We start from the raw sequence: 19,895 nt of genomic DNA, 5'->3' as shown, positions 1-19,895 counted from the left end.
CCTGAAAACTCTGATGGACCTGGGATTCTTGCAGGGGGCTCTCCGTGATCAATGAAAGTGCCGGAGATCGAGGACGTTTCACACGTATGTATGCCTGGTCAGACGTCGTTGCGAGTAGCGCCGGGTAAGCGTCCGCTTCGTGTTTCGCGACCGACTATCGCGGTCACGGTGGCCGTTATAACCAACACATGCTGGCGACATTAACGGCGCGGTATTGCCATTGTTGTGGAGACGGAAAGTGTCCTTGTATGATCCCATGCCCGACAATCCAGCGCAGAGCACTGCGCAGCGCTTTTGCATCTTTTCGACGCGCATTGTAAGATGCAGTGATACGGTATGCAAAAATCTGAATCGACATATCTGCTGCGGCTGGCATCGCGAACGCTCGATCTGCGTACGAGACCCTGCGTCATGGGGATTGTCAATGCGACGCCCGATTCGTTCTCCGACGGAGGGCTGCATGCTTCAAGCTCTGAAGCGGTCGACTTCGCACTGCGTATGGTGGAAGACGGCGCTGACATTATCGATGTGGGAGGGGAATCCACGCGCCCCGGCGCCCACGACGTCGCCATCGACGAGGAGTTGCGCCGCGTCATTCCACTGATCGAAAGACTCCGGGCGGCGTCGCCGATACCCATCTCCGTGGATACCCGCAAAGCGCCAGTAGCCGAGGCGGCACTGACGGCGGGGGCGGATATTATCAACGACGTCAGCGCGCTACGCTTCGACGAAGCGATGATTGACGTCGCGGCGGCAAGCGGGGCGCCGCTGGTGATCATGCACATGTCCGGCACTCCGGCTACGATGCAGGACAATCCGGAGTACCACGATGTCGTGAGCGCGGTAGCCGATTTTTTCCACGAACGCCTGGCCGCATGCACTGCGAAAGGAATTCGACAGGTCATTCTGGATCCCGGCATCGGCTTCGGGAAAACCTTGCGGCATAATCTCGCGCTTATCGGATCCGTGCCGCGGTTTTGTGACCTCGGAGCGCCCGTGATGGTCGGGGTCTCACGAAAATCGCTGATTGGTCAGATAACCGGCCGTGCGGTGGACCAGCGCCTTGCAGGCAGCCTCGCAGCGGCGGTGCTCGCCCTGCGGTATGGTGCGTCGGTCTTTCGCGTGCACGACGTGCGCGAAACCCGCGATGCGCTGGACGTCGCCGCAGCGATACTCGAGGAGGAGCAACACTATGCTGTTTGACATCGGTTTTCTCACGCTGAGCTGGACGGACCTGCTGGACGTGGCGGTGGTGACGTTCATTTTCTACCGCCTGTATCTCATAATGCGTGGCACCATCGCGATACAAATATTTCTGGGCTTGCTTGTCGTGGTGGCCGGATCCTTCGTCGCATCGTCACTGGATCTTCAGGCCGTGTCGTGGATTCTGAAAACACTGACCGACATCTGGGTTATCGCTTTCATTATCCTTTTTCAACCCGAGTTGCGAAGGCTGCTCGTCATCCTGGGACGCGGGCGTCTTATGGCCAACCTCGTACGCAGAAGCATGAACGAGACCATCGACGCGGTTGTCGAGGCGTGCGAAGAAATGGCCCAGCGCCAGACGGGAGCCCTCATCATCATGACGCGGACCACGGGCATACGAATGATTATCGAATCGGGAGTACCGCTGAACGCAGAAGTCAGTAAACAGCTCCTCCTCTCCATCTTCAATCCGAAAGCTCCGCTGCACGACGGCGCAGTGGTGATCAAGGATCGTGTTGTCATGGCCGCCCGCTGTACGCTGCCGCTCAGTGCACAGCTGCAGATAGATGGCTTTATCATGGGCATGCGACACCGCTCGGCAGTGGGCATATCGGAGCAAACCGACGTTCTGGCCATCGTCGTTTCCGAGGAGACCGGGACAATATCCGTTGCGGAGGATGGGATCTTGCGGCGCAATTTCGCACCCGAACAGCTGCGCACCCACCTCCGGCAGGCACTCAACGTGTCATCGAAATCGCATTTTGACGCAATGCTCAGGCGCACAGTGAACGAAAGCAGCGACGCATGAACGCGAAACCTACAGGCAGACACCAGGACGTAGCGCGGTCACAGCTCATCGAGCTTCTCCGTAAAAAAGGCATCACCGACGAAGCCGTGCTCGGAGCGATTGCCGCAGTTCCGCGACAGGAATTTGTGCAGGACGTTTTTCAATCCCGTGCGTGGGAAGACAGCGCCCTGCCTATCTCCTGCCAGCAAACCATATCGCAACCGTACACAGTGGCATTTATGACGCAGGCCCTCGCCGTTCGCCGCGGCGACAAGGTGCTTGAGATCGGGACGGGCAGCGGGTATCAGGCGTGCCTTCTTGCCGCGCTGGGTGCGAGAGTATTCACCATAGAAAGGCACTTCGCGCTGCTCGAAGAGGCGCGCGTGCGTTTTGATCGATTGGGATTCAACATCGCTTCAAAGGTGGGGGATGGAAGCGTCGGGTGGTCCCAGTTTGCGCCCTACGACGGCATCATTGTCACAGCGGGAGCTCCCGACGTCCCCTCGTCGCTGCTGCGTCAGCTTGCGGATGGCGGACGCATGGTCATTCCTGTCGGAGGGGAGAACACGCAGGACATGGTGCTCGTACATCGCAATGGGGAAGAGTTTACCTCCGCCCGCAGCGCGGGCTTCAAGTTCGTTCCGCTCATAGGCAAGGAAGGCTGGAAAAAGGGCTGAGCATGCCACTCCCTCCGGTCATCACGGTGCTCACCGGCCCTACGGCTTCGGGAAAAACAGAGGTGTCGTTGCTTCTGGCCGAGCTCCTCGGGGCCGAAATCATCAATGCGGACTCCCGCCAGGTTTTTCGCGGCTTCGATATCGGTACTGCGAAGCCCTCATCCAAGGAACTCGGGCGCATACCCCACCACGGAATCGACATCTGCGGACCGGAAGACAATTGGACGGCGGGGGATTTTTACCGTGAAGCCCAGGTATGGATGCACGACATCACGGAGCGCGGCAAGAAGGTGCTCGTGGTTGGCGGGTCCGGCTTGTACGTTCGGGCACTCACGGACGGGATATTCGAGGGACCATCACCTGATCCGGCGCTGCGTGAGAACTTGCTGCGGCGCCTGCAGAACGAAGGGCTCGCAGCATTACGCACACAGCTCCAAGATCTGGACCCCGAAATCATACGGAGTATCGATCAGGACAATCCTGCGCGTGTCCTCCGTGCGTTGGAGGTCTGCCTTCAGAGCGGAAGGCCGTATTCGGACATCCGGCGCGAACGTATGCCGACAATCCCCTATCGCAGCGTCATTCTCGGACTTCATTGGGACCGGCCGCTGTTGTACAGACGCATCGACGCCCGTGTCAGCGCCATGATGGAACACGGTTTCGCGGATGAAGTCGCGGCTCTGCTCAGCGCGGGCGTCAGTCCCGATTGCCAGGCAATGCAATCGGTTGGTTATAAGGAATTGACGGCGTACTTTTCTGGTTCATTCGAGATGGATGAAGCTGTACGACGGATACAGCAGCATACACGGAATTTTGCGAAGCGGCAGATGACATGGTTCAGGCGCGAGACTCGAATGCAATGGATCTCTGCGGAGGACGATCCGGGAATTCTGGCTGCGAAAGCTGCCGCGATCGTGCGAGAGGGCGGGCAAGTGCAAGAAACGACCTGGAAGGAGTGACACAATGACGCGTTACAAAGCACTATTGATTCTGGCGGGCGCATTTCTGCTCGTCCACTGCCAATCGAAAAGCGACGGTCACGTAACGGCGGGAGTCTCGGCGGCCGCCCGCGGGAACAGTGCCGCACTGGCCGCCGCACGAGGAGGCGAGGAGGAGGTCACCTTCACCACCAGCGACGGCGTGCGCATCAGCGGAACGCTGTATACGGCGGGCAGCAAGGCGCCTGCGGTGCTGTGCCTGCATCAGTGGCGCAGCGACAGAGCCAGCTTCGCCGGTCTTGCACGAACACTGCAAGCCGCGGGAATAACCGTCCTCGCCATCGACATGCGTGGCTATGGCGGATCGACGCGTACCTCCGGAGGCGCTTCCGTGCGGCCCGACCGCAAGGCGAGAGCCGACGTCGAAGCATCCATTGCCTTCATGCGGCAACATGCCTCGGTGGATCCGGCACGCATAGGTATCATCGGCGCCTCGTATGGCAGCAGCAATGCCCTCCAGTATGCCGCAGCCGACAGCCGCATCAAAACACTGGTACTGCTCAGTCCCGGGCTCAATTATTTCAACGAACTTCCCACCGAAGATGCAGCCCGTACCTGGGGCGCACGCCCACTGTTGGCGGTGGCGAGTTCGGAAGATGTACGCTCGGTCGAGACCCTGCAGGCGTACGCAAAACTGGCTTCCGGTGCGCAAACACAGCTCTATGAGAACGCCGGCCATGGCACGGACATGCTCCATTCCGCGCGCGGACTCGACGGTCTCATCGCCCAGCACCTGAAAAAAAATCTGTAAGTTTTTTGCAGATGCGTACTCAGCTATTTGACTTTTCAAAAAACCTGCATATATTTGTGATCCTGTCCACATGAGTGGACATTCCTGCTGGCGTAGCTCAGTTGGTAGAGCAGCTGACTTGTAATCAGCAGGTCACCAGTTCAAGTCTGGTCGCCAGCTCAACTGGGAAACGGTGGGGTACCGAAGTGGCCAACCGGGACAGACTGTAAATCTGTTGTCACACGACTTCGTAGGTTCGAATCCTACCCCCACCACAGACTCCTTCCGCCTTGAGCGGAATCCCCGCGCGGGGGTAACTCAATGGTAGAGTCACAGCCTTCCAAGCTGTTGGTTGCGGGTTCGAGTCCCGTCTCCCGCTCCATGCTCACGTAGCTCAGTTGGTAGAGCACTTCCTTGGTAAGGAAGAGGTCACCGGTTCAATCCCGGTCGTGAGCTCCAGGTACTCAGGTACTGTTACGTACACGCCACATTGCAGGAATGGTGCAGACGACATGGCAAAGAGCAACAAAGGCCGCATTATCATCACGCTGGAAAGTACCGCCGGTACCGGCTACCGGTACTCCACGAAAAAGAACAAGCAGCTCCATCCTCAGCGGGTTGAGCACAAAAAGTACGATCCCGTGGTGCGCAAGCACGTCATTTTCAAGGAAACGAAATAAACGTTTACGAGAGTAGCTCAATTGGTAGAGCAGCGGTCTCCAAAACCGCAGGTTGGGGGTTCGAGTCCCTCCTCTCGTGCGAGGTATTCAGAATCCATCCCGACCGGACCATGAAACAAAAAATTATCGACTTTCTTAACGGCGTTACCAAGGAAATGAAGAAGGTGACGTGGCCGACGCAGGAAGAGCTCAAAGAATCGACCGTTGTCGTTCTTGTCTCCACCCTCATCGTGGGCATGTTCATCTCCCTTGTCGATGTCGTCTTCACAAAACTGATGGAAACGCTGTTAGGCAGCTGACAGCAAGGTGCACTCGATTCGTGGCGACGGAAGCAGAAAAGCAACAGGTTGACCATCTTCGCTGGTATGCGATCCGCTCGTATTCCGGCCATGAGAATAAGGTCAAATCCTACATCGAAAACGAGGTCCGGCAATCCGATCCGTCCATGCGTATGGAGGAGCGGATCGTCGACGTTATCGTACCCACGGAAAAAGTGTATGAAATCCGTGGAGGGAAGAAGCGCACGAAGACCAAGAATTTCTTCCCCGGCTATATCCTGATCCATTGTGTTCTGGACCGCGACACGAAGCACCTCATTCTCAACACCCCATCGGTCATTTCCTTCGTTGGCCCCAAAGGACAACCCGCCCCGCTCCGTGAGGACGAGGTGAATAAAATCCTGGGCCGGATGGAGGAGCGCCGCGACAACGAAGTACCGGAAGTGCGCTTCCGTGTGGGCGACCCCGTGCGCGTTATCGATGGTCCTTTCAACACCTTCAGCGGTTTTGTGCAGGAAGTGAACCAGGAAAAGAGCAAGCTGAAAGTGATGGTCTCGATCTTCGGACGCAAAACGCCGGTCGAGCTGGATTTCAGTCAAGTGGAATTCGATACGTAATAGTCAGTATACAGGCAATTTATCATGGCAAAGAAAATCACGGGGTACATCAAGCTCCAGATTCCCGCAGGACAGGCGAATCCCGCCCCTCCTGTCGGCCCCGCGCTCGGTCAAAAGGGCGTGAACATCATGGAGTTCTGCAAGCAGTTCAACGCACGCACGCAGGAAAAGATGGGGCTCATTATCCCCGTCGTCATCACGGTGTACGGCGACAAGTCCTTTACGTTCATCACCAAGACGCCGCCTGCGGCCGTCCTGCTGAAGAAGGCCTCCAAGGCCGATAAGGGCTCCGCGGAACCGCACCGCAATAAAGTGGCGAAAGTGACCAACGCACAGGTTCGCGAAATCGCTGAATTGAAAATGCCGGATCTGAACGCACATACCGTCGAAGCAGCCATGAGCATGGTTGCCGGTACCGCGCGCAGTATGGGTATTACCGTCGAGGAATAAGGTGACGCCATGAAATTGAACAAACGCATGAAAGAGGCCGTCAGCCTCGTCGAAAAACACAAAGAGTACTCCATCGCCGAGGGCATCGCCCTCGTCAAGCAGACCTCGAAGGCGAAGTTCAACGAGTCCGTTGATATCGCCGTCCGTCTCGGTGTTGACCCCAAAAAATCGGATCAGATGATCCGCGGTACGGCCTCGCTGCCCAACGGCATCGGCAAGGAAGTGCGCGTGCTCGTCATCGCCAAAGCGCCGAAAGATCAGGAAGCGCGCGATGCGGGCGCCGAGCATGTCGGTTTCGAAGACTACCTCGAGAAGATCAAAGAGGGCTGGGCCGAAGTCGATGTGATTATCGCCACACCCGATGTGATGGGCGAACTGGGCAAGCTCGGCAAGGTGCTCGGCCCCCGCGGCCTGATGCCCAACCCGAAGTCCGGCACCGTGACGCTGGATGTCGGCCAGGCCGTCAAGGAAGTCAAGGCGGGAAAAATCTCTTTCCGCGTCGACAAGGGCGGCATTGTGCATGCGATGATCGGCAAGACCAATTTCGATGCGCAGCAACTCGTGGAAAATGTGCAGGCCTTTATCACCACACTCAACCGCATGAAGCCCTCCGCCGCCAAGGGCGTGTACATCAAGGGCGTGACGTTGAGTTCGACTATGGGCCCCGGCGTTCGCGTCGACAAGAGCGAAGCGGCCGCGCTGCACTGATCCCATCGTATGATATAGACACGTTTACTTTTCGGCGAACATCCCGCCGATAACGCACTCTCAATGCTTCTACTCTAATTCACAGTGACTCACAACGCACTGTCCCGTTGAGGAACGAATGACGAAAGAACAGAAAACCCAGGTGATTGACGACACGATCGGACGTCTTGAGCGGACGACAGGTCTGTACCTGGTCAGTTTCTCGGGACTCACCGTTGAAAAAGCCAATCAGCTCCGCTCCGAATTCTTCAAAATCGGTGTGGACTACAAGGTCATCAAGAACACGCTGCTCAAACGGGCCATGCAGGCCGTCGGAGGGTATGACGACGTATTTCCGTACCTCGTCAACCAGACCGGCGTCGTGTTTGCCTATAACGACCCGATCGAGCCCGCACGCGCGTTGAAGAAGTTTGTCAAGGATAACGAGGCAACCTTCTCCGTGAAATCCTGCGTGATAGGCAAGGACGTGTTCGACGGCGCACGCCTCGATGACCTTGCTTCGTTGCCGACACGCGATGAACTCATCGCCGGCATCATCGGCACGATCGCCGCTCCCGCGAGCGGAATCGTCGGCGCGATCAACGGCGTCATTACCGGCATCGTCAATGTGATCGATGCCATCGAGAAACAAAAACAGGAACAGGCTGCCTGATTCCTCCTCAGATAACGACTGTACAAACATTCTCTCCATAGGAGTTATACAATGTCCGTGATTGATGAAATCGTTGAGAAAATCGAGAAACTGACGCTGCTCGAAGCTTCGGAGCTGAAGAAAGCGCTGGAAGACAAGTTCGGTGTCACCGCTGCCGCACCCATGATGATGGCCCCCGGCATGATGGCCGGTGCCGCCCCCGCCGCGGAAGTGGAAGAGAAGACCGAATTCAACGTCGAGCTGACCACGGTCGGCAGCAACAAGATCAACGTGATCAAGGTTGTGCGCGCTGCGACCAACCTCGGTCTGAAGGAAGCCAAAGACCTCGTCGACGGCGCCCCCAGCATTGTGAAGGAAGCCGCCCCGAAGGAAGAAGCCGAGAAACTGAAGAAGGAACTCGAAGAGGCCGGCGCCACCGTCACACTGAAGTAAGGATGACTCGAGGCGTGCAGCGAATCAACCTCGGTAGCTTCATCTGAACACCAGTGTTGCACAGATTGGAAACGACAAGACGCGGGTCGGAGTTCTTCGACCCGCACTTGTCGTTTTGTCGCCCTCTCCCAATGCGATCTCCTGACACGATTCAGGGATCGGCCAACCCGGATTTCCGACACGAACGCACCATGTAAGGAGCAAGGAATTGACTACCTCTAACGCGAACGGCTTCAACGATACATTTCGGAATCTCAAGCTCAGGCAAATGCCGAACGGGCGATGGAGCTTCGGGAAGATTTCGGATCTCTACGAGTACCCGAACTTCCTCGACGTGCAGCGCGCGTCGTTTGAAGGCTTCCTGCAGGAACGCTCGGCACCCGTCAGCCGCAAAGATATGGGCCTGCAGCAGGTGTTTACCACCAATTTTCCGATTACGGACACCAGAGAAAACTACATACTGGAATTTATTGAATACTTCATCGAGAAGCCGAAGTATACCGTTGCGGAGTGCCAGGAGCGCGGCCTTACCTTCGCCGTGCCCCTCAAAGCCCGGCTTCGCCTCTCCAGCAAAAGCGAAGAGCCCAACAGCAACGAATACATCGAAACCGTCGAACAGGAAGTGTATCTCGGCAATCTTCCCTATATGACCGACCGCGGTACCTTCATCATCAATGGCGCGGAGCGCGTCGTCGTCAGTCAGCTCCATCGCTCGCCGGGTGTGTTCTTCGGCGAATCCGTGCATCCCAACGGCACGAAAATGTATTCCGCCCGCATCATCCCGTTCCGCGGTTCCTGGGTGGAATTCGCGACCGACATCAGTCATGTGATGTATGCGTACATCGACCGCAAGAAAAAATTCCCCGTCACCACCTTGCTCCGCGCCCTCGGCTATTCCTCGAACAAGGAACTGCTCGAACTCTTCGACCTGGTCGAGGAACTCGATATGACCGTTCCGGATGTGGAAGAATACTACGGCCGCATCCTCTGTGAACAGATCATCGACGAATCCACCGGGGAGCTGCTCGTCGACGCCGACGTGGAAGTGGACGAGGGGCTTGTGGAGGTCGTCCATCTGCACCACGTGAAAACGATTCGCGTCTATAAAACCGACAACGAAAACGCCCTGGTCATCGCCAACACCATCCGCAAGGACGAGGCGAGCAACGATCAGGAAGCGCTGGAAATGATCTACAAGCAACTGCGCTCCGGCGAAGCACCCGATCTCGACACCGCCAAGGGGCTGATCGAACGCCTCTTCTTCAATCCCAAACGCTATGATCTCGGCGTGGTCGGCCGCTACCGGCTCAACAAGAAGCTCGGCCTCGACACCGACCCGGAAATCACCACGCTCACACGCGATGATATCGTGGCCATTGTCCGTTATCTCATCGACCTGCTGCAGGGACAGCAACCGGTGGACGATATCGATCACCTCGGAAACAGACGTGTGCGTACCGTCGGAGAGCAACTCGCGGCCCAGTACAACGTCGGCGTGTCGCGCATGGCGCGCACCATCAAGGAGCGCATGAACATCCGCGACATCGAGAACTTTACACCGGCGGAACTGGTCAACGCGCGTACCATCACCAGTGTCGTGAACGCCTTCTTCGGCACCAACCAGCTCTCGCAGTTCATGGATCAGACGAATCCTCTGTCGGAACTGACCCACAAGCGACGCATGTCGGCGCTCGGACCGGGCGGTCTGACACGCGAACGCGCCGGCTTCGAAGTGCGCGACGTTCATTACACACACTACGGACGCCTTTGTCCTATTGAAACGCCCGAAGGACCCAACATCGGTCTGATCTCCTCTCTCTGCATCCATGCCCGGATCAACGAATTCGGCTTCATCGAGACCCCGTATCGCATCGTCAAGAACGGAAAAGTTTCCAGCGAGGTGATTTACCTCACCGCCGAGGAAGAGGACGAAGTGGTCATCGCGCAGGCCAACGCCCCGCTCAATCCCGACGGGACCTTCGTGCTGGATCGCGTCAAATGCCGTCTCCGAGGAGATTTCCCCGTCGTGCAGCCGGCGGACGTGGTGTATATGGACGTCGCTCCGAATCAGATCGTGAGTCCCGCCGCGGCGCTCATCCCCTTCCTGGAGCATGACGACGCCAACCGTGCGCTCATGGGCTCGAACATGCAGCGCCAAGGTGTGCCCCTGTTGCGGCCTGTTGCGCCGGTGGTCGGCACCGGACTCGAAGAAAAAGTCGCGCGCGATTCGCACGCGATGATTATCGCCGAACACGACGGCAAGGTGCTGTTCGTGGATGGCACGCGCATCCGTGTGCAGTACGATCTGGGCCGCTCCTCGGACGACCGGCTCGTGGCGTTCGACAGCGACGGCGTGGAGGAATATGAACTGACGAAATTCTTCCGTACCAATCAGGACACCTGCGTCAATCAGCGGCCGTCGGTACGGCCCGGACAGAAATTCAAGCGCGGCGATGTGCTTGCGGACGGAAGCTCCACCGACAAGGGTGAACTTGCGCTCGGCCGCAACGTGCTTGTCGCCTTCATGCCCTGGCGCGGGTACAATTTCGAAGACGCCATCATCGTCAGCGAACGACTCGTCGCCGAGGATGTGTTCACCTCGATTCACATTGAGGAATTCGAACTGCAGGTGCGCGACACCAAACGCGGTGAGGAAGAACTCACTCGTGAAATTCCGAACGTCAGCGAAGAAGCGACCAAGGACCTCGACGAGGACGGCATTGTCCGCGTCGGCGCCGAAGTGCGTGAAAACGACATCATCATCGGAAAAATCACGCCCAAGGGCGAGTCCGATCCCACTCCCGAGGAGAAGCTGCTCAAGGCCATTTTCGGAGACAAGGCCGGCGACGTGAAAGACGCCTCGTTGAAGGCGCCTCCTGGAATGAAGGGTATCGTGATCAAGACCAAACTCTTTACACGGAAGAAACGCGAAAGCGATACCAAGAAGGAAGAGAAACGACGCCTTGAAATGCTGGAAACGGATTTCGACAAGCGCCGTCGCGATCTGTTCCAACTCTTTGCAACCAAACTGACCACCCTGCTCAAGGGCGAAAAGCTGTTGGGCGTCCGTGATATTGGCGGCACCAGCATCATTCGCGGCGGTACGACCGTCACCGACGATCTGTTCTTCAACAACATCGACCACATCGAACAGCTCGATCCGTCGCAGCCGTGGGTGGAATCGAAAAAGACCAATGCGTTGCTGCTGCGCCTCTACGACAACTTCAAGTACGCGCGTCGCGACCTCGAGGAAGACTACAAGCGCGAACGCGGCAAAATTCAGATGGGCGACGAACTGCAGCCGGGTATTGTCCAGCTCGCGAAAGTGTACGTCGCGAAAAAGCGCAAGCTGTCCATCGGCGACAAGATGGCCGGACGTCACGGCAACAAGGGCGTTGTTTCCAACGTGGTTCCCGTACAGGACATGCCGTACCTCGCGGACGGTACCCCGGTAGATATCGTGCTGAATCCTCTTGGCGTGCCGTCACGAATGAACCTGGGGCAGCTCTACGAAACCGCTCTTGGGTGGGTCGCGGAACGCCTCGGTGATGATGTGCGCTTCGCCACACCGATTTTCGACGGCGCGAAATGGGAAGAGATTCAGGATCTCATGGATTCCGTGGGCCTCAACCGCACCGGAAAGATCGAACTCTTCGACGGCCGTACCGGCGAACGCTTCGACCAGACCGTCACCGTCGGCTTCATCTACATGCTCAAGCTTTCGCACCTTGTGGACGACAAGATCCATGCGCGCTCCATCGGCCCGTACAGCCTCATCACCCAGCAGCCGCTGGGCGGTAAGGCACAGTTCGGCGGACAGCGCTTCGGCGAGATGGAAGTGTGGGCGCTCGAGGCGTACGGTGCGGCGCATGTGCTGCAGGAAATTCTCACGGTCAAGAGCGACGACGTGCAAGGCCGTGCGAAGGTGTACGAAGCCATCGTGAAGGGCGAGAACCTGCCCGATCCGAATGTGCCGGAATCATTCAACGTGCTCGTGCGCGAGCTGCAGGGCCTTGGCCTTGAAATGAAAATCGAATGACGGCGCACGACGCAACAACCGGTTCTTCCCGACTATCGATTATGAAATGACTGGAGATAGAAGATGCCCTTCAAACCGCAGGAAGTAGTCAAGAAAAACTTCACGCGCATCTCGGTGAGCCTGGCCTCATCGGATGCGATCCTCTCCCGATCCTACGGCGAAGTCACCAAGCCCGAAACGATCAACTATCGCTCGTTCCGGCCCGAGAAAGACGGTCTGTTCTGCGAAAAGACGTTCGGACCCGTGCGCGACTGGGAATGCCATTGCGGAAAATACAAACGCATCCGTTACAAAGGCATTATTTGCGACCGCTGCGGCGTGGAAGTGACGCAGAAGTCCGTCCGCCGCGAACGCATGGGGCACATTTCCTTGGCCGTCCCCGTGGTGCACATCTGGTACTTCCGCTCGCTGCCCAGCAAAATTGCCAACATCATCGGCATTTCGTCCAAGGATCTCGAGCGTATCATTTATTACGAAAGTTACGTCGTAATCAATCCCGGGCCGACGAGCTTCCCGAAACCGTTCAGCAGTCTCGACGACGAACTCCCCGAAGCCGAGACCGATGACAAGGTGGACAAGGCGCTGTTCCGCAACGACATTCGCCTCATGACGGAAGAAGAGTACCTCGATGTCCTTGATACACTCCCCGAAGGCAATCAGGAACTCGATGACGACGATCCGAACAAGTTTGTCGCGATGATCGGCGGCGAAGCGATAAAGGCCCTGTTGCGCATGATCGACATCGAGAAGCTCGGAGATCATCTGCGTCTGCAGATCCGCGTGGAAAACTCGATGCAGAAACGCCATGAAGCGATCAAGCGCATGCGCGTGGTCACCGCGTTCAGCAACAAGAAGGAAACGGAGTACATCAATCGTCCGGAGTGGATGGTGCTGGATGTCATTCCTGTCATTCCCCCCGAACTCCGGCCGCTCGTGCCTCTCGAAGGCGGCCGTTTCGCGACATCGGATCTGAACGACCTCTATCGCCGCGTCATCATCCGCAACAACCGTCTAAAGCGCTTGATCGATATCAAGGCGCCGGAAGTCATCCTCCGCAACGAGAAGCGCATGCTTCAGGAAGCCGTGGATTCGCTGTTCGACAACAGCCGGCGCGTGAATTCGGTGCGCAGTGACAATAATCGCGCCCTCAAATCGCTGTCCGACATGCTCAAAGGCAAACAGGGGCGTTTCCGTCAGAATCTCCTCGGCAAGCGCGTGGATTACAGCGGCCGTTCCGTGATCGTGGTCGGTCCCGAGATGCGTCTGCATCAGTGCGGTCTCCCGAAGGACATGGCGGTGGAGCTGTTCAAGCCCTTCATCATTCGCAAACTCATTGAGCGCGGTATCGTCAAGACGGTCAAGAGCGCGAAAAAGGTGGTAGATAAAAAGGGCCCCGACGTCTGGGATATCCTCGAGAAAATCATCGACGGACATCCAGTGTTGCTGAACCGCGCACCGACGTTGCACCGCCTCGGCATTCAGGCGTTCCAACCGCTGCTTGTCGAAGGTAAGGCCATCCGTCTGCACCCGCTCGTCTGTACCGCGTTCAATGCCGACTTCGACGGCGATCAGATGGCCGTGCACGTCCCGCTGTCGTTCGATGCCCAGCTGGAGGCCGGCATCCTGATCCTCTCGTCACACAACATCCTTTCGCCGCAGAACGGCAATCCCATCGCCATCCCGAATCAGGAGATGGTGCTGGGCTGCTACTACATCACCAAGGCGCTGCCGGGTGATCTGGGCGAAGGTCTGGTCTTTTCCTCGCCCGACGAAGCGCAGATCGCATACGATCAGGGCCGCGTCGGTTTGCACGCCCGCATCAAAGTGCGTATCTCGTCCACGCCGGAGGAGATCGCCGCCGGTAAGCCGGCGAAGCAGCTCGTGGACACCACCATGGGCAGGACGCTCTTTAACCGCATCGTACCCCCTGAAGTGGGCTTCATCAACGAGATTCTGACCAAACGTCGCCTGGTCCAGATTATCGGCCTCATTTTCCACAAAATGGGCAATCTGGTCACGACGCGCTTCCTGGATAATCTCAAAGATATGGGCTTCTACTATGCCACCAAGGGTGGACTCTCGATCAGCATCTCCGATGTGGAAATCCCGGATGAAAAGAACCAGCTTATCGAAAAAGCCCAGCGCGATGTGGAGAACATCCTGAATCAGTACCAGATGGGTTTCATCACCAACGGCGAACGCTACAACAAGGTGATCGACATCTGGACGCGTACGACGAACCGTGTGGCCGACAAACTGTTCGACACGCTGCAGAAGAGCCGCAACGGCTTCAACTCCCTGTACATGATGATGGACTCAGGTGCGCGCGGTTCCAAAGAGCAGGTGCGTCAGCTCGCGGGTATGCGCGGACTGATGGCCAAGCCGCAGAAGAGCCTCACCGGTCAGACGGGCGAAATCATCGAAAACCCGATCACCGCGAACTTCCGCGACGGCCTCTCCGTCCTCGAGTACTTCATCTCCACTCACGGTGCGCGCAAGGGTCTCGCGGATACCGCGCTCAAGACCGCCGATGCCGGCTATCTGACCCGTCGCCTCGTGGACGTGGCGCAAGATATGGCCGTGACCGAGTTCGACTGCAACACCATTCGCGGCGTTGAAGTGGCGGCGCTGAAGGAAGGAGAAGACATCAAGGAGCCGTTGTCCGAGCGCATTCTCGGCCGTGTATCCCTGCTCGATGTCAAGGATCCCATCAGTGGCAACCTGCTCGTCCACGCGGGCGAGATGATTACCGAGACGCATGCGGACGCCATTTCCGCAACGTCCATCGAATCCGTCGTCATTCGCTCGGTGCTCACCTGCGAGTCGCGCCATGGTATGTGCGCTCGTTGTTACGGACGCAATCTGACCACCGGTCGCCTTGTGGACGTCGGTGAGGCCGTAGGGATTATCGCGGCACAGTCCATCGGCGAGCCGGGTACACAGCTCACGCTGCGCACCTTCCACATCGGTGGTACCGCCAGCCGCATCGCCGCACAGTCGCAGGTCGCCACGCGTTTCGACGGCAATGTACAGTTCGACGCCATCAAGACCGTCGTCTATCATGACGATGAGGAAGATCGCGTGATTTGCGTCAACCGCAACGGCGTCGTGAACATTCTCGACGACAATAACCGGATTCTTTCAAAGTACGACATCCCGTACGGCTCGACCCTTCTTGTCCACGAAGCGCAGAAGGTAGCCCGCGGCGAGGTGTTGTACGAATGGGATCCCTACAACGCCATTATCATCGCCACGCATGCGGGTACTATCCGTTACGCGGATCTGCATGAAGGCCGCACGTTCCGCGAAGAACCGGATGAGCAGACAGGTCACATTCAGAAAGTCGTCATCGAATCGAAGGACAAGTCCCTCAACCCGCGCATCCAGATTGTGGACGAGAACGGTCATATCCTCGCCGAGTACAATACGCCGGTGCGTGCGAACCTGACCGTGGACAACAAGCAGCGTATCATTGCCGGTGCGGTACTCGTGAAGATCCCGCGCGAAATCGGCAAGACCCGTGACATCACCGGCGGTCTGCCGCGCGTCACGGAGCTTTTCGAAGCGCGCAGTTCGCAGAATCCTTCCATCGTCAGCGAGATCGACGGTGTGGTGACGTTCGGATCGCAGAAACGCGGTTCGCGCGAAATCATTGTCACCAGTCACGACGGCAGCGATATCCGCACCTATCTCGCACCCATCGGTCGTCACGTGCTCATTCAGGAGAATGATGTCGTAAAAGCCGGCGAGCGGCTGACCGACGGGTCGATCAATCCGCACGACATCCTGCGCATCAGCGGCGCCGGCGCCGTGCAGGAGTACCTGGTCAACGAAATCCAGGAAGTGTACCGCATGCAGGGTGTGAAGATCAACGACAAGCACATTGAAGTGATCGTCCGCCAGATGCTGCAGAAGGTGCGCATCATCAATCCGGGCGACACGCAGTTCCTTGAAGGCGATGTCGTCGAGCGTGGCCGTGTCGTCGCTGAAAACTCTGAATTGGACGACAAGGTCGTTATTACCGACAAGCAGGATTCCAAGCTCAAGAAGGGGCAGTTGCTCAGCAAGAAGAAGGTCCGCGAGGCCGCATTCGACCTGAAGAAAAAAGGAAAGCTGCCTCCGGATACACGGCCGGCGGAACCCGCGAGTTACGAGCCGATCCTCCTGGGCATCACCCAGGCGTCGTTGACGACCGAGAGCTTCATTTCCGCCGCGTCCTTCCAGGAAACGACGAAAGTGCTCACGGAAGCCGCCATCGCCGGCAAAGCGGACGATCTTATCGGACTTAAGGAGAACGTCATCATCGGCCATCTGATCCCGGCCGGAACCGGACTCAAGAAGTTCAAGAATATCGTCGTCACCCCCACGCAGGGGGAAGAAGAAGTCACGATCCCGTCGCCGCCAAGAGCTGCGGTGCCGCAGGAGAGCTACCAATAAATGCCCGCGCAGATGCTTCCCGCGCGGTGTTTTACCGCGCGGGAAGAAAAACTGCGCAAGGTAGAAGATTGGTGCTTGACTGATATAGTAAATTTCACTAAATTTATAAGCTCTTGTGAGTTCTATTGATCTCACGGGAGAAATTCTAGTCTCTCACTCAAAGGACCGATACCGTGCCAACGATCAGCCAGCTTGTCCGCAAAGGCAGAACCGTCGTCAAGGCGAAGAAAAAAGCGCCGGCGCTCGACGCATGTCCGCAGAAACGCGGTGTGTGTACGCGCGTGTATACGACAACGCCCAAGAAGCCGAATTCCGCGTTGCGGAAAGTCGCCCGTATCCGCCTCTCCAATACGCAGGAGGTGACCGCCTACATCCCCGGTGAAGGCCACAATCTGCAGGAGCATTCGATTGTGCTCATCCGTGGCGGACGCGTGAAGGATCTGCCGGGTGTGCGCTATCACATCATCCGCGGAACGCTCGACACGCAGGGTGTGGAGGCGCGACGCCAGGGTCGTTCCAAGTATGGCGCCAAGCGGCCGAAATCGTAAACAGCAATAGCTCAGATCAGACGCATATGAGAAAAAGACGCGCAGACCACCGGCCGATGAGCCCGGATCCGAAGTTCAACGATGTGCTCGTTTCGCGCTTCGTGAACTCCATCATGTTGCATGGAAAGAAGAGCACCGCACGCCGCATCCTCTACGGAGCGATGGACGAGATCGAGCGCCGTACAGGCCAGAACGGCTACGAGCTGTTCCGCAAGGCCCTGTTCAACGCGCAGCCGATCATCGAAGTCCGTGCCCGCCGCGTCGGCGGCGCCACCTATCAGGTCCCCATGGAAGTGCGTCCCGAGAGACGGACGGCACTGTCCATCCGCTGGCTGCTCAAAGCGGCGCGCGCGCGCGGAGACAAAAGCATGATGCGCCGTCTCGCGGCGGAATTGATCGCGGCGGCAAACAATGAAGGCGGAGCAATCAAGAAGAAAGACGAAGTGCACCGCATGGCAGAATCAAACAAGGCGTTCGCCCATTTCAAGTGGTGAGAGACGCCGGATCAGTATAGAAATCAAGAGAATGGCAAAGCGGGAATTTACATTAGACAAGACGCGGAATATCGGCATCATGGCCCACATCGATGCCGGTAAGACCACGACCACGGAACGTATCCTGTTCTACACAGGCGTGCTGCACCGCATGGGCGAAGTGCATGACGGCGCCGCCACAATGGATTGGATGGAACAGGAGAAAGAGCGCGGCATCACTATTACCAGTGCCGCGACGACGTGCTTCTGGCGCAACAATCGCATCAACATAATCGATACGCCGGGACATGTGGACTTTACCGTGGAGGTCGAACGCGCTCTCCGCGTGCTCGACGGCGCCGTTGCACTGTTCTGTGCAGTGGGCGGCGTCGAACCGCAGTCGGAAACCGTCTGGCGTCAGGCCGACAAGTACCGCGTTCCCCGCATCGCCTTCGTCAACAAGATGGACCGCGTGGGCGCGGACTTCTACAATGCCGTGGATATGATGCGGACGCGCCTCGGCGCGAACGCCATTCCCATCGCACTGCCTATCGGCCAGGGTGAGACCTTTGTCGGCCTCATCGACCTGATCACCATGCAGGCGCGCATTTACCACGAAGACACCTTCGGCGGAACCTGGGAGGAAATCGATATTCCCGCGGATCTCAAGGACATCACCCACGACTACCGCACGAAAATGCTCGAAGCGGTTGCCGACGTGGATGATTCGCTCCTGGTGAAATACCTCGACGGAGAAGACATCAGCCCCGTCGAAGTGCAGGCCGTGCTGCGCAAAGCGACGCTCGAAATGCGCATCATCCCGGTGCTCTGCGGCTCCTCGTTCAAGAACAAGGGCGTGCAGAAGCTGCTCGACGGTATCGTGGACTTCCTCCCGTCGCCTCTCGATGTCGGTGCCACCATCGGTCATCATGTGAACCTGAACGACAAGGTCGAGCGCCAGCCGAGCGATGATGAAAAGTTCTCCGCGTTGGCCTTCAAGGTCGCGACCGATCCCTACGTCGGCAAATTGATTTTCTTCCGTGTGTATTCCGGCACCGTCAACGCCGGTTCGTATGTGTTCAATTCCGTCAGCGGCAAGAAGGAGCGCATCGGTCGCATTCTCCGCATGCACGCCAATCACCGCGAGGACGTGGAAACGGCGTACACCGGCGACATTTGCGCCGCTATCGGTTTGAAATTCACCAAGACCGGTGACACGCTGTGCAGCGACAGCGACGTTGTGGTTCTCGAGAAGATGGAATTCCCCGAGCCCGTTATCGACGTTGCCATCGAGCCCAGGACCAAATCCGATCAGGAGCATCTCAGCGAAGCGATTCAGAAGCTGGCCGATGAGGATCCGACCTTCCGTATCCGTACGGACGAGGAAACCGGACAAACCATCATCAGCGGTATGGGCGAGTTGCATCTGGAGATCCTGATCGACCGCATGAAGCGTGAATTCGGTGTCGAGGCCAACGTCGGAAAACCGCAGGTGGCCTACAAGGAAACCATTCGCACCGCCGCGAAAGCCGAAGGCAAGTTCGTGCGGCAATCGGGCGGTCGTGGCCAGTTCGGACATGTGTATATCGAACTCATGCCGAACGAAAAAGGCAAGGGTTACGAATTCGAGGATGCGATCGTCGGCGGTGTCATCCCGCGCGAGTACATTCCCGCCGTGTCGGAAGGCATCAAGGAAGCGATGCGCAACGGTTTGCTTGCCGGGTATCCCATCGAGGATGTGAAGGTACGCCTCTATGACGGATCCTATCACGACGTGGATTCGTCCGAAATGGCGTTCAAGATCGCGGGTTCCATGGCTTTCAAGGAAGCTGCGCGCAAGGCGAATCCGGTTCTGCTGGAACCAGTGTTTTCGGTGGAAGTCGTCACACCGGAAGAGTACATGGGTAGTATTGTGGGCGATCTGAACTCGCGCCGCGGACGTATCGAAGGTATGGGCTCGCGCAGTGACGCACAGGTCGTGAAGGTGACAGTCCCGCTCGCGGAGATGTTCGGGTACGCGACGACGCTGCGCTCCCTCTCCCAGGGACGCGCCATTTATACCATGCACTTCAGTCATTACGAAGAAGTGCCGTCCAGTATCGGTGACAAAATCATCGAGAAGATCAAGGGCAAATAACGGTTCACGACATCACAGAAAAACGTTCACATTCATACAAGTCACA

At 57.6% G+C, this 19,895-nt stretch carries 17 protein-coding genes and 5 tRNA genes; all 22 read left to right on the top strand.

Annotated features, from left to right (window positions below):
- Positions 1-336 precede the first annotated feature (336 nt).
- The 22 genes from folP (at position 337) to fusA (ending at position 19,849) form a co-directional block, all read left to right on the top strand.
- A complete protein-coding gene (folP, locus tag M5R41_09715; protein MCZ7556662.1) occupies positions 337-1,203 on the top strand; it encodes a dihydropteroate synthase in 867 nt (288 codons plus the stop codon).
- A complete protein-coding gene (gene cdaA, locus M5R41_09710) occupies positions 1,193-2,014 on the top strand; it encodes a diadenylate cyclase CdaA (protein ID MCZ7556661.1) in 822 nt (273 codons plus the stop codon). Before folP ends, cdaA begins: the two co-directional genes overlap by 11 nt.
- Positions 2,011-2,670, top strand: a complete 660-nt coding sequence (locus tag M5R41_09705) for a protein-L-isoaspartate(D-aspartate) O-methyltransferase (GenBank protein MCZ7556660.1) — start codon at positions 2,011-2,013, stop codon at positions 2,668-2,670. The genes cdaA and M5R41_09705 overlap by 4 nt, the downstream gene beginning before the upstream one ends.
- Before the next feature lie 2 nt (positions 2,671-2,672).
- A complete protein-coding gene (gene miaA / locus M5R41_09700) occupies positions 2,673-3,629 on the top strand; it encodes a tRNA (adenosine(37)-N6)-dimethylallyltransferase MiaA (GenBank protein ID MCZ7556659.1) in 957 nt (318 codons plus the stop codon).
- A gap of 4 nt (positions 3,630-3,633) precedes the next feature.
- On the top strand, positions 3,634-4,419 hold the full coding sequence (locus tag M5R41_09695; protein MCZ7556658.1) for an alpha/beta fold hydrolase: 786 nt from the start codon (positions 3,634-3,636) through the stop codon (positions 4,417-4,419).
- Positions 4,420-4,505: 86 nt separating this feature from the next.
- A tRNA-Thr gene (locus M5R41_09690) sits at positions 4,506-4,578 on the top strand.
- A 12-nt stretch (positions 4,579-4,590) separates the two neighbouring features.
- A tRNA-Tyr gene (locus M5R41_09685) sits at positions 4,591-4,673 on the top strand.
- 32 nt (positions 4,674-4,705) lie between these two features.
- Positions 4,706-4,780: transfer RNA gene (locus M5R41_09680), tRNA-Gly, on the top strand.
- A gap of 1 nt (position 4,781) precedes the next feature.
- Positions 4,782-4,857, top strand: a tRNA-Thr gene (locus M5R41_09675).
- 53 nt (positions 4,858-4,910) lie between these two features.
- Positions 4,911-5,078 carry a 50S ribosomal protein L33 gene (rpmG, locus tag M5R41_09670; GenBank protein ID MCZ7556657.1) on the top strand — a complete coding sequence of 56 codons (168 nt, stop codon included), beginning with the start codon at positions 4,911-4,913 and terminating at the stop codon, positions 5,076-5,078.
- 6 nt (positions 5,079-5,084) lie between these two features.
- A tRNA-Trp gene (locus tag M5R41_09665) sits at positions 5,085-5,157 on the top strand.
- 31 nt (positions 5,158-5,188) lie between these two features.
- On the top strand, positions 5,189-5,377 hold the full coding sequence (gene secE / locus M5R41_09660) for a preprotein translocase subunit SecE (GenBank protein MCZ7556656.1): 189 nt from the start codon (positions 5,189-5,191) through the stop codon (positions 5,375-5,377).
- Positions 5,378-5,397: 20 nt separating this feature from the next.
- Entirely contained in the window at positions 5,398-5,973 is a 576-nt protein-coding gene (gene nusG / locus M5R41_09655; GenBank protein ID MCZ7556655.1) for a transcription termination/antitermination protein NusG, read from the top strand.
- Between the two features lie 24 nt (positions 5,974-5,997).
- Positions 5,998-6,423 (top strand): 50S ribosomal protein L11, encoded by a 426-nt coding sequence (gene rplK, locus M5R41_09650; protein ID MCZ7556654.1) that lies wholly within the window; start codon positions 5,998-6,000, stop codon positions 6,421-6,423.
- 9 nt (positions 6,424-6,432) lie between these two features.
- A complete protein-coding gene (gene rplA, locus M5R41_09645) occupies positions 6,433-7,131 on the top strand; it encodes a 50S ribosomal protein L1 (protein ID MCZ7556653.1) in 699 nt (232 codons plus the stop codon).
- Between the two features lie 118 nt (positions 7,132-7,249).
- Entirely contained in the window at positions 7,250-7,783 is a 534-nt protein-coding gene (gene rplJ, locus M5R41_09640) for a 50S ribosomal protein L10 (protein ID MCZ7556652.1), read from the top strand.
- A gap of 51 nt (positions 7,784-7,834) precedes the next feature.
- Positions 7,835-8,215, top strand: a complete 381-nt coding sequence (gene rplL, locus M5R41_09635; GenBank protein MCZ7556651.1) for a 50S ribosomal protein L7/L12 — start codon at positions 7,835-7,837, stop codon at positions 8,213-8,215.
- Between the two features lie 268 nt (positions 8,216-8,483).
- Positions 8,484-12,254 (top strand): DNA-directed RNA polymerase subunit beta, encoded by a 3,771-nt coding sequence (gene rpoB, locus M5R41_09630; GenBank protein ID MCZ7556650.1) that lies wholly within the window; start codon positions 8,484-8,486, stop codon positions 12,252-12,254.
- A 63-nt stretch (positions 12,255-12,317) separates the two neighbouring features.
- The gene (gene rpoC, locus M5R41_09625) at positions 12,318-16,691 is read left to right on the top strand and encodes a DNA-directed RNA polymerase subunit beta' (protein MCZ7556649.1); all 4,374 of its coding nucleotides are present in this window, start codon (positions 12,318-12,320) and stop codon (positions 16,689-16,691) included.
- 173 nt (positions 16,692-16,864) lie between these two features.
- Positions 16,865-17,239 carry a 30S ribosomal protein S12 gene (rpsL, locus tag M5R41_09620; GenBank protein MCZ7556648.1) on the top strand — a complete coding sequence of 125 codons (375 nt, stop codon included), beginning with the start codon at positions 16,865-16,867 and terminating at the stop codon, positions 17,237-17,239.
- Positions 17,240-17,265: 26 nt separating this feature from the next.
- The gene (rpsG, locus tag M5R41_09615) at positions 17,266-17,733 is read left to right on the top strand and encodes a 30S ribosomal protein S7 (protein MCZ7556647.1); all 468 of its coding nucleotides are present in this window, start codon (positions 17,266-17,268) and stop codon (positions 17,731-17,733) included.
- A gap of 31 nt (positions 17,734-17,764) precedes the next feature.
- Positions 17,765-19,849 (top strand): elongation factor G, encoded by a 2,085-nt coding sequence (fusA, locus tag M5R41_09610; protein MCZ7556646.1) that lies wholly within the window; start codon positions 17,765-17,767, stop codon positions 19,847-19,849.
- Positions 19,850-19,895 lie beyond the last annotated feature (46 nt).

Source organism: Bacteroidia bacterium (assembly GCA_027493955.1).
In the GTDB taxonomy this organism is placed as follows: domain Bacteria; phylum Bacteroidota; class Ignavibacteria; order SZUA-365; family SZUA-365; genus JAOSJT01.
The sequence above is the reverse complement of the archived record's forward strand: the minus strand, read 5'-3'. Positions and strand labels throughout refer to the sequence as shown.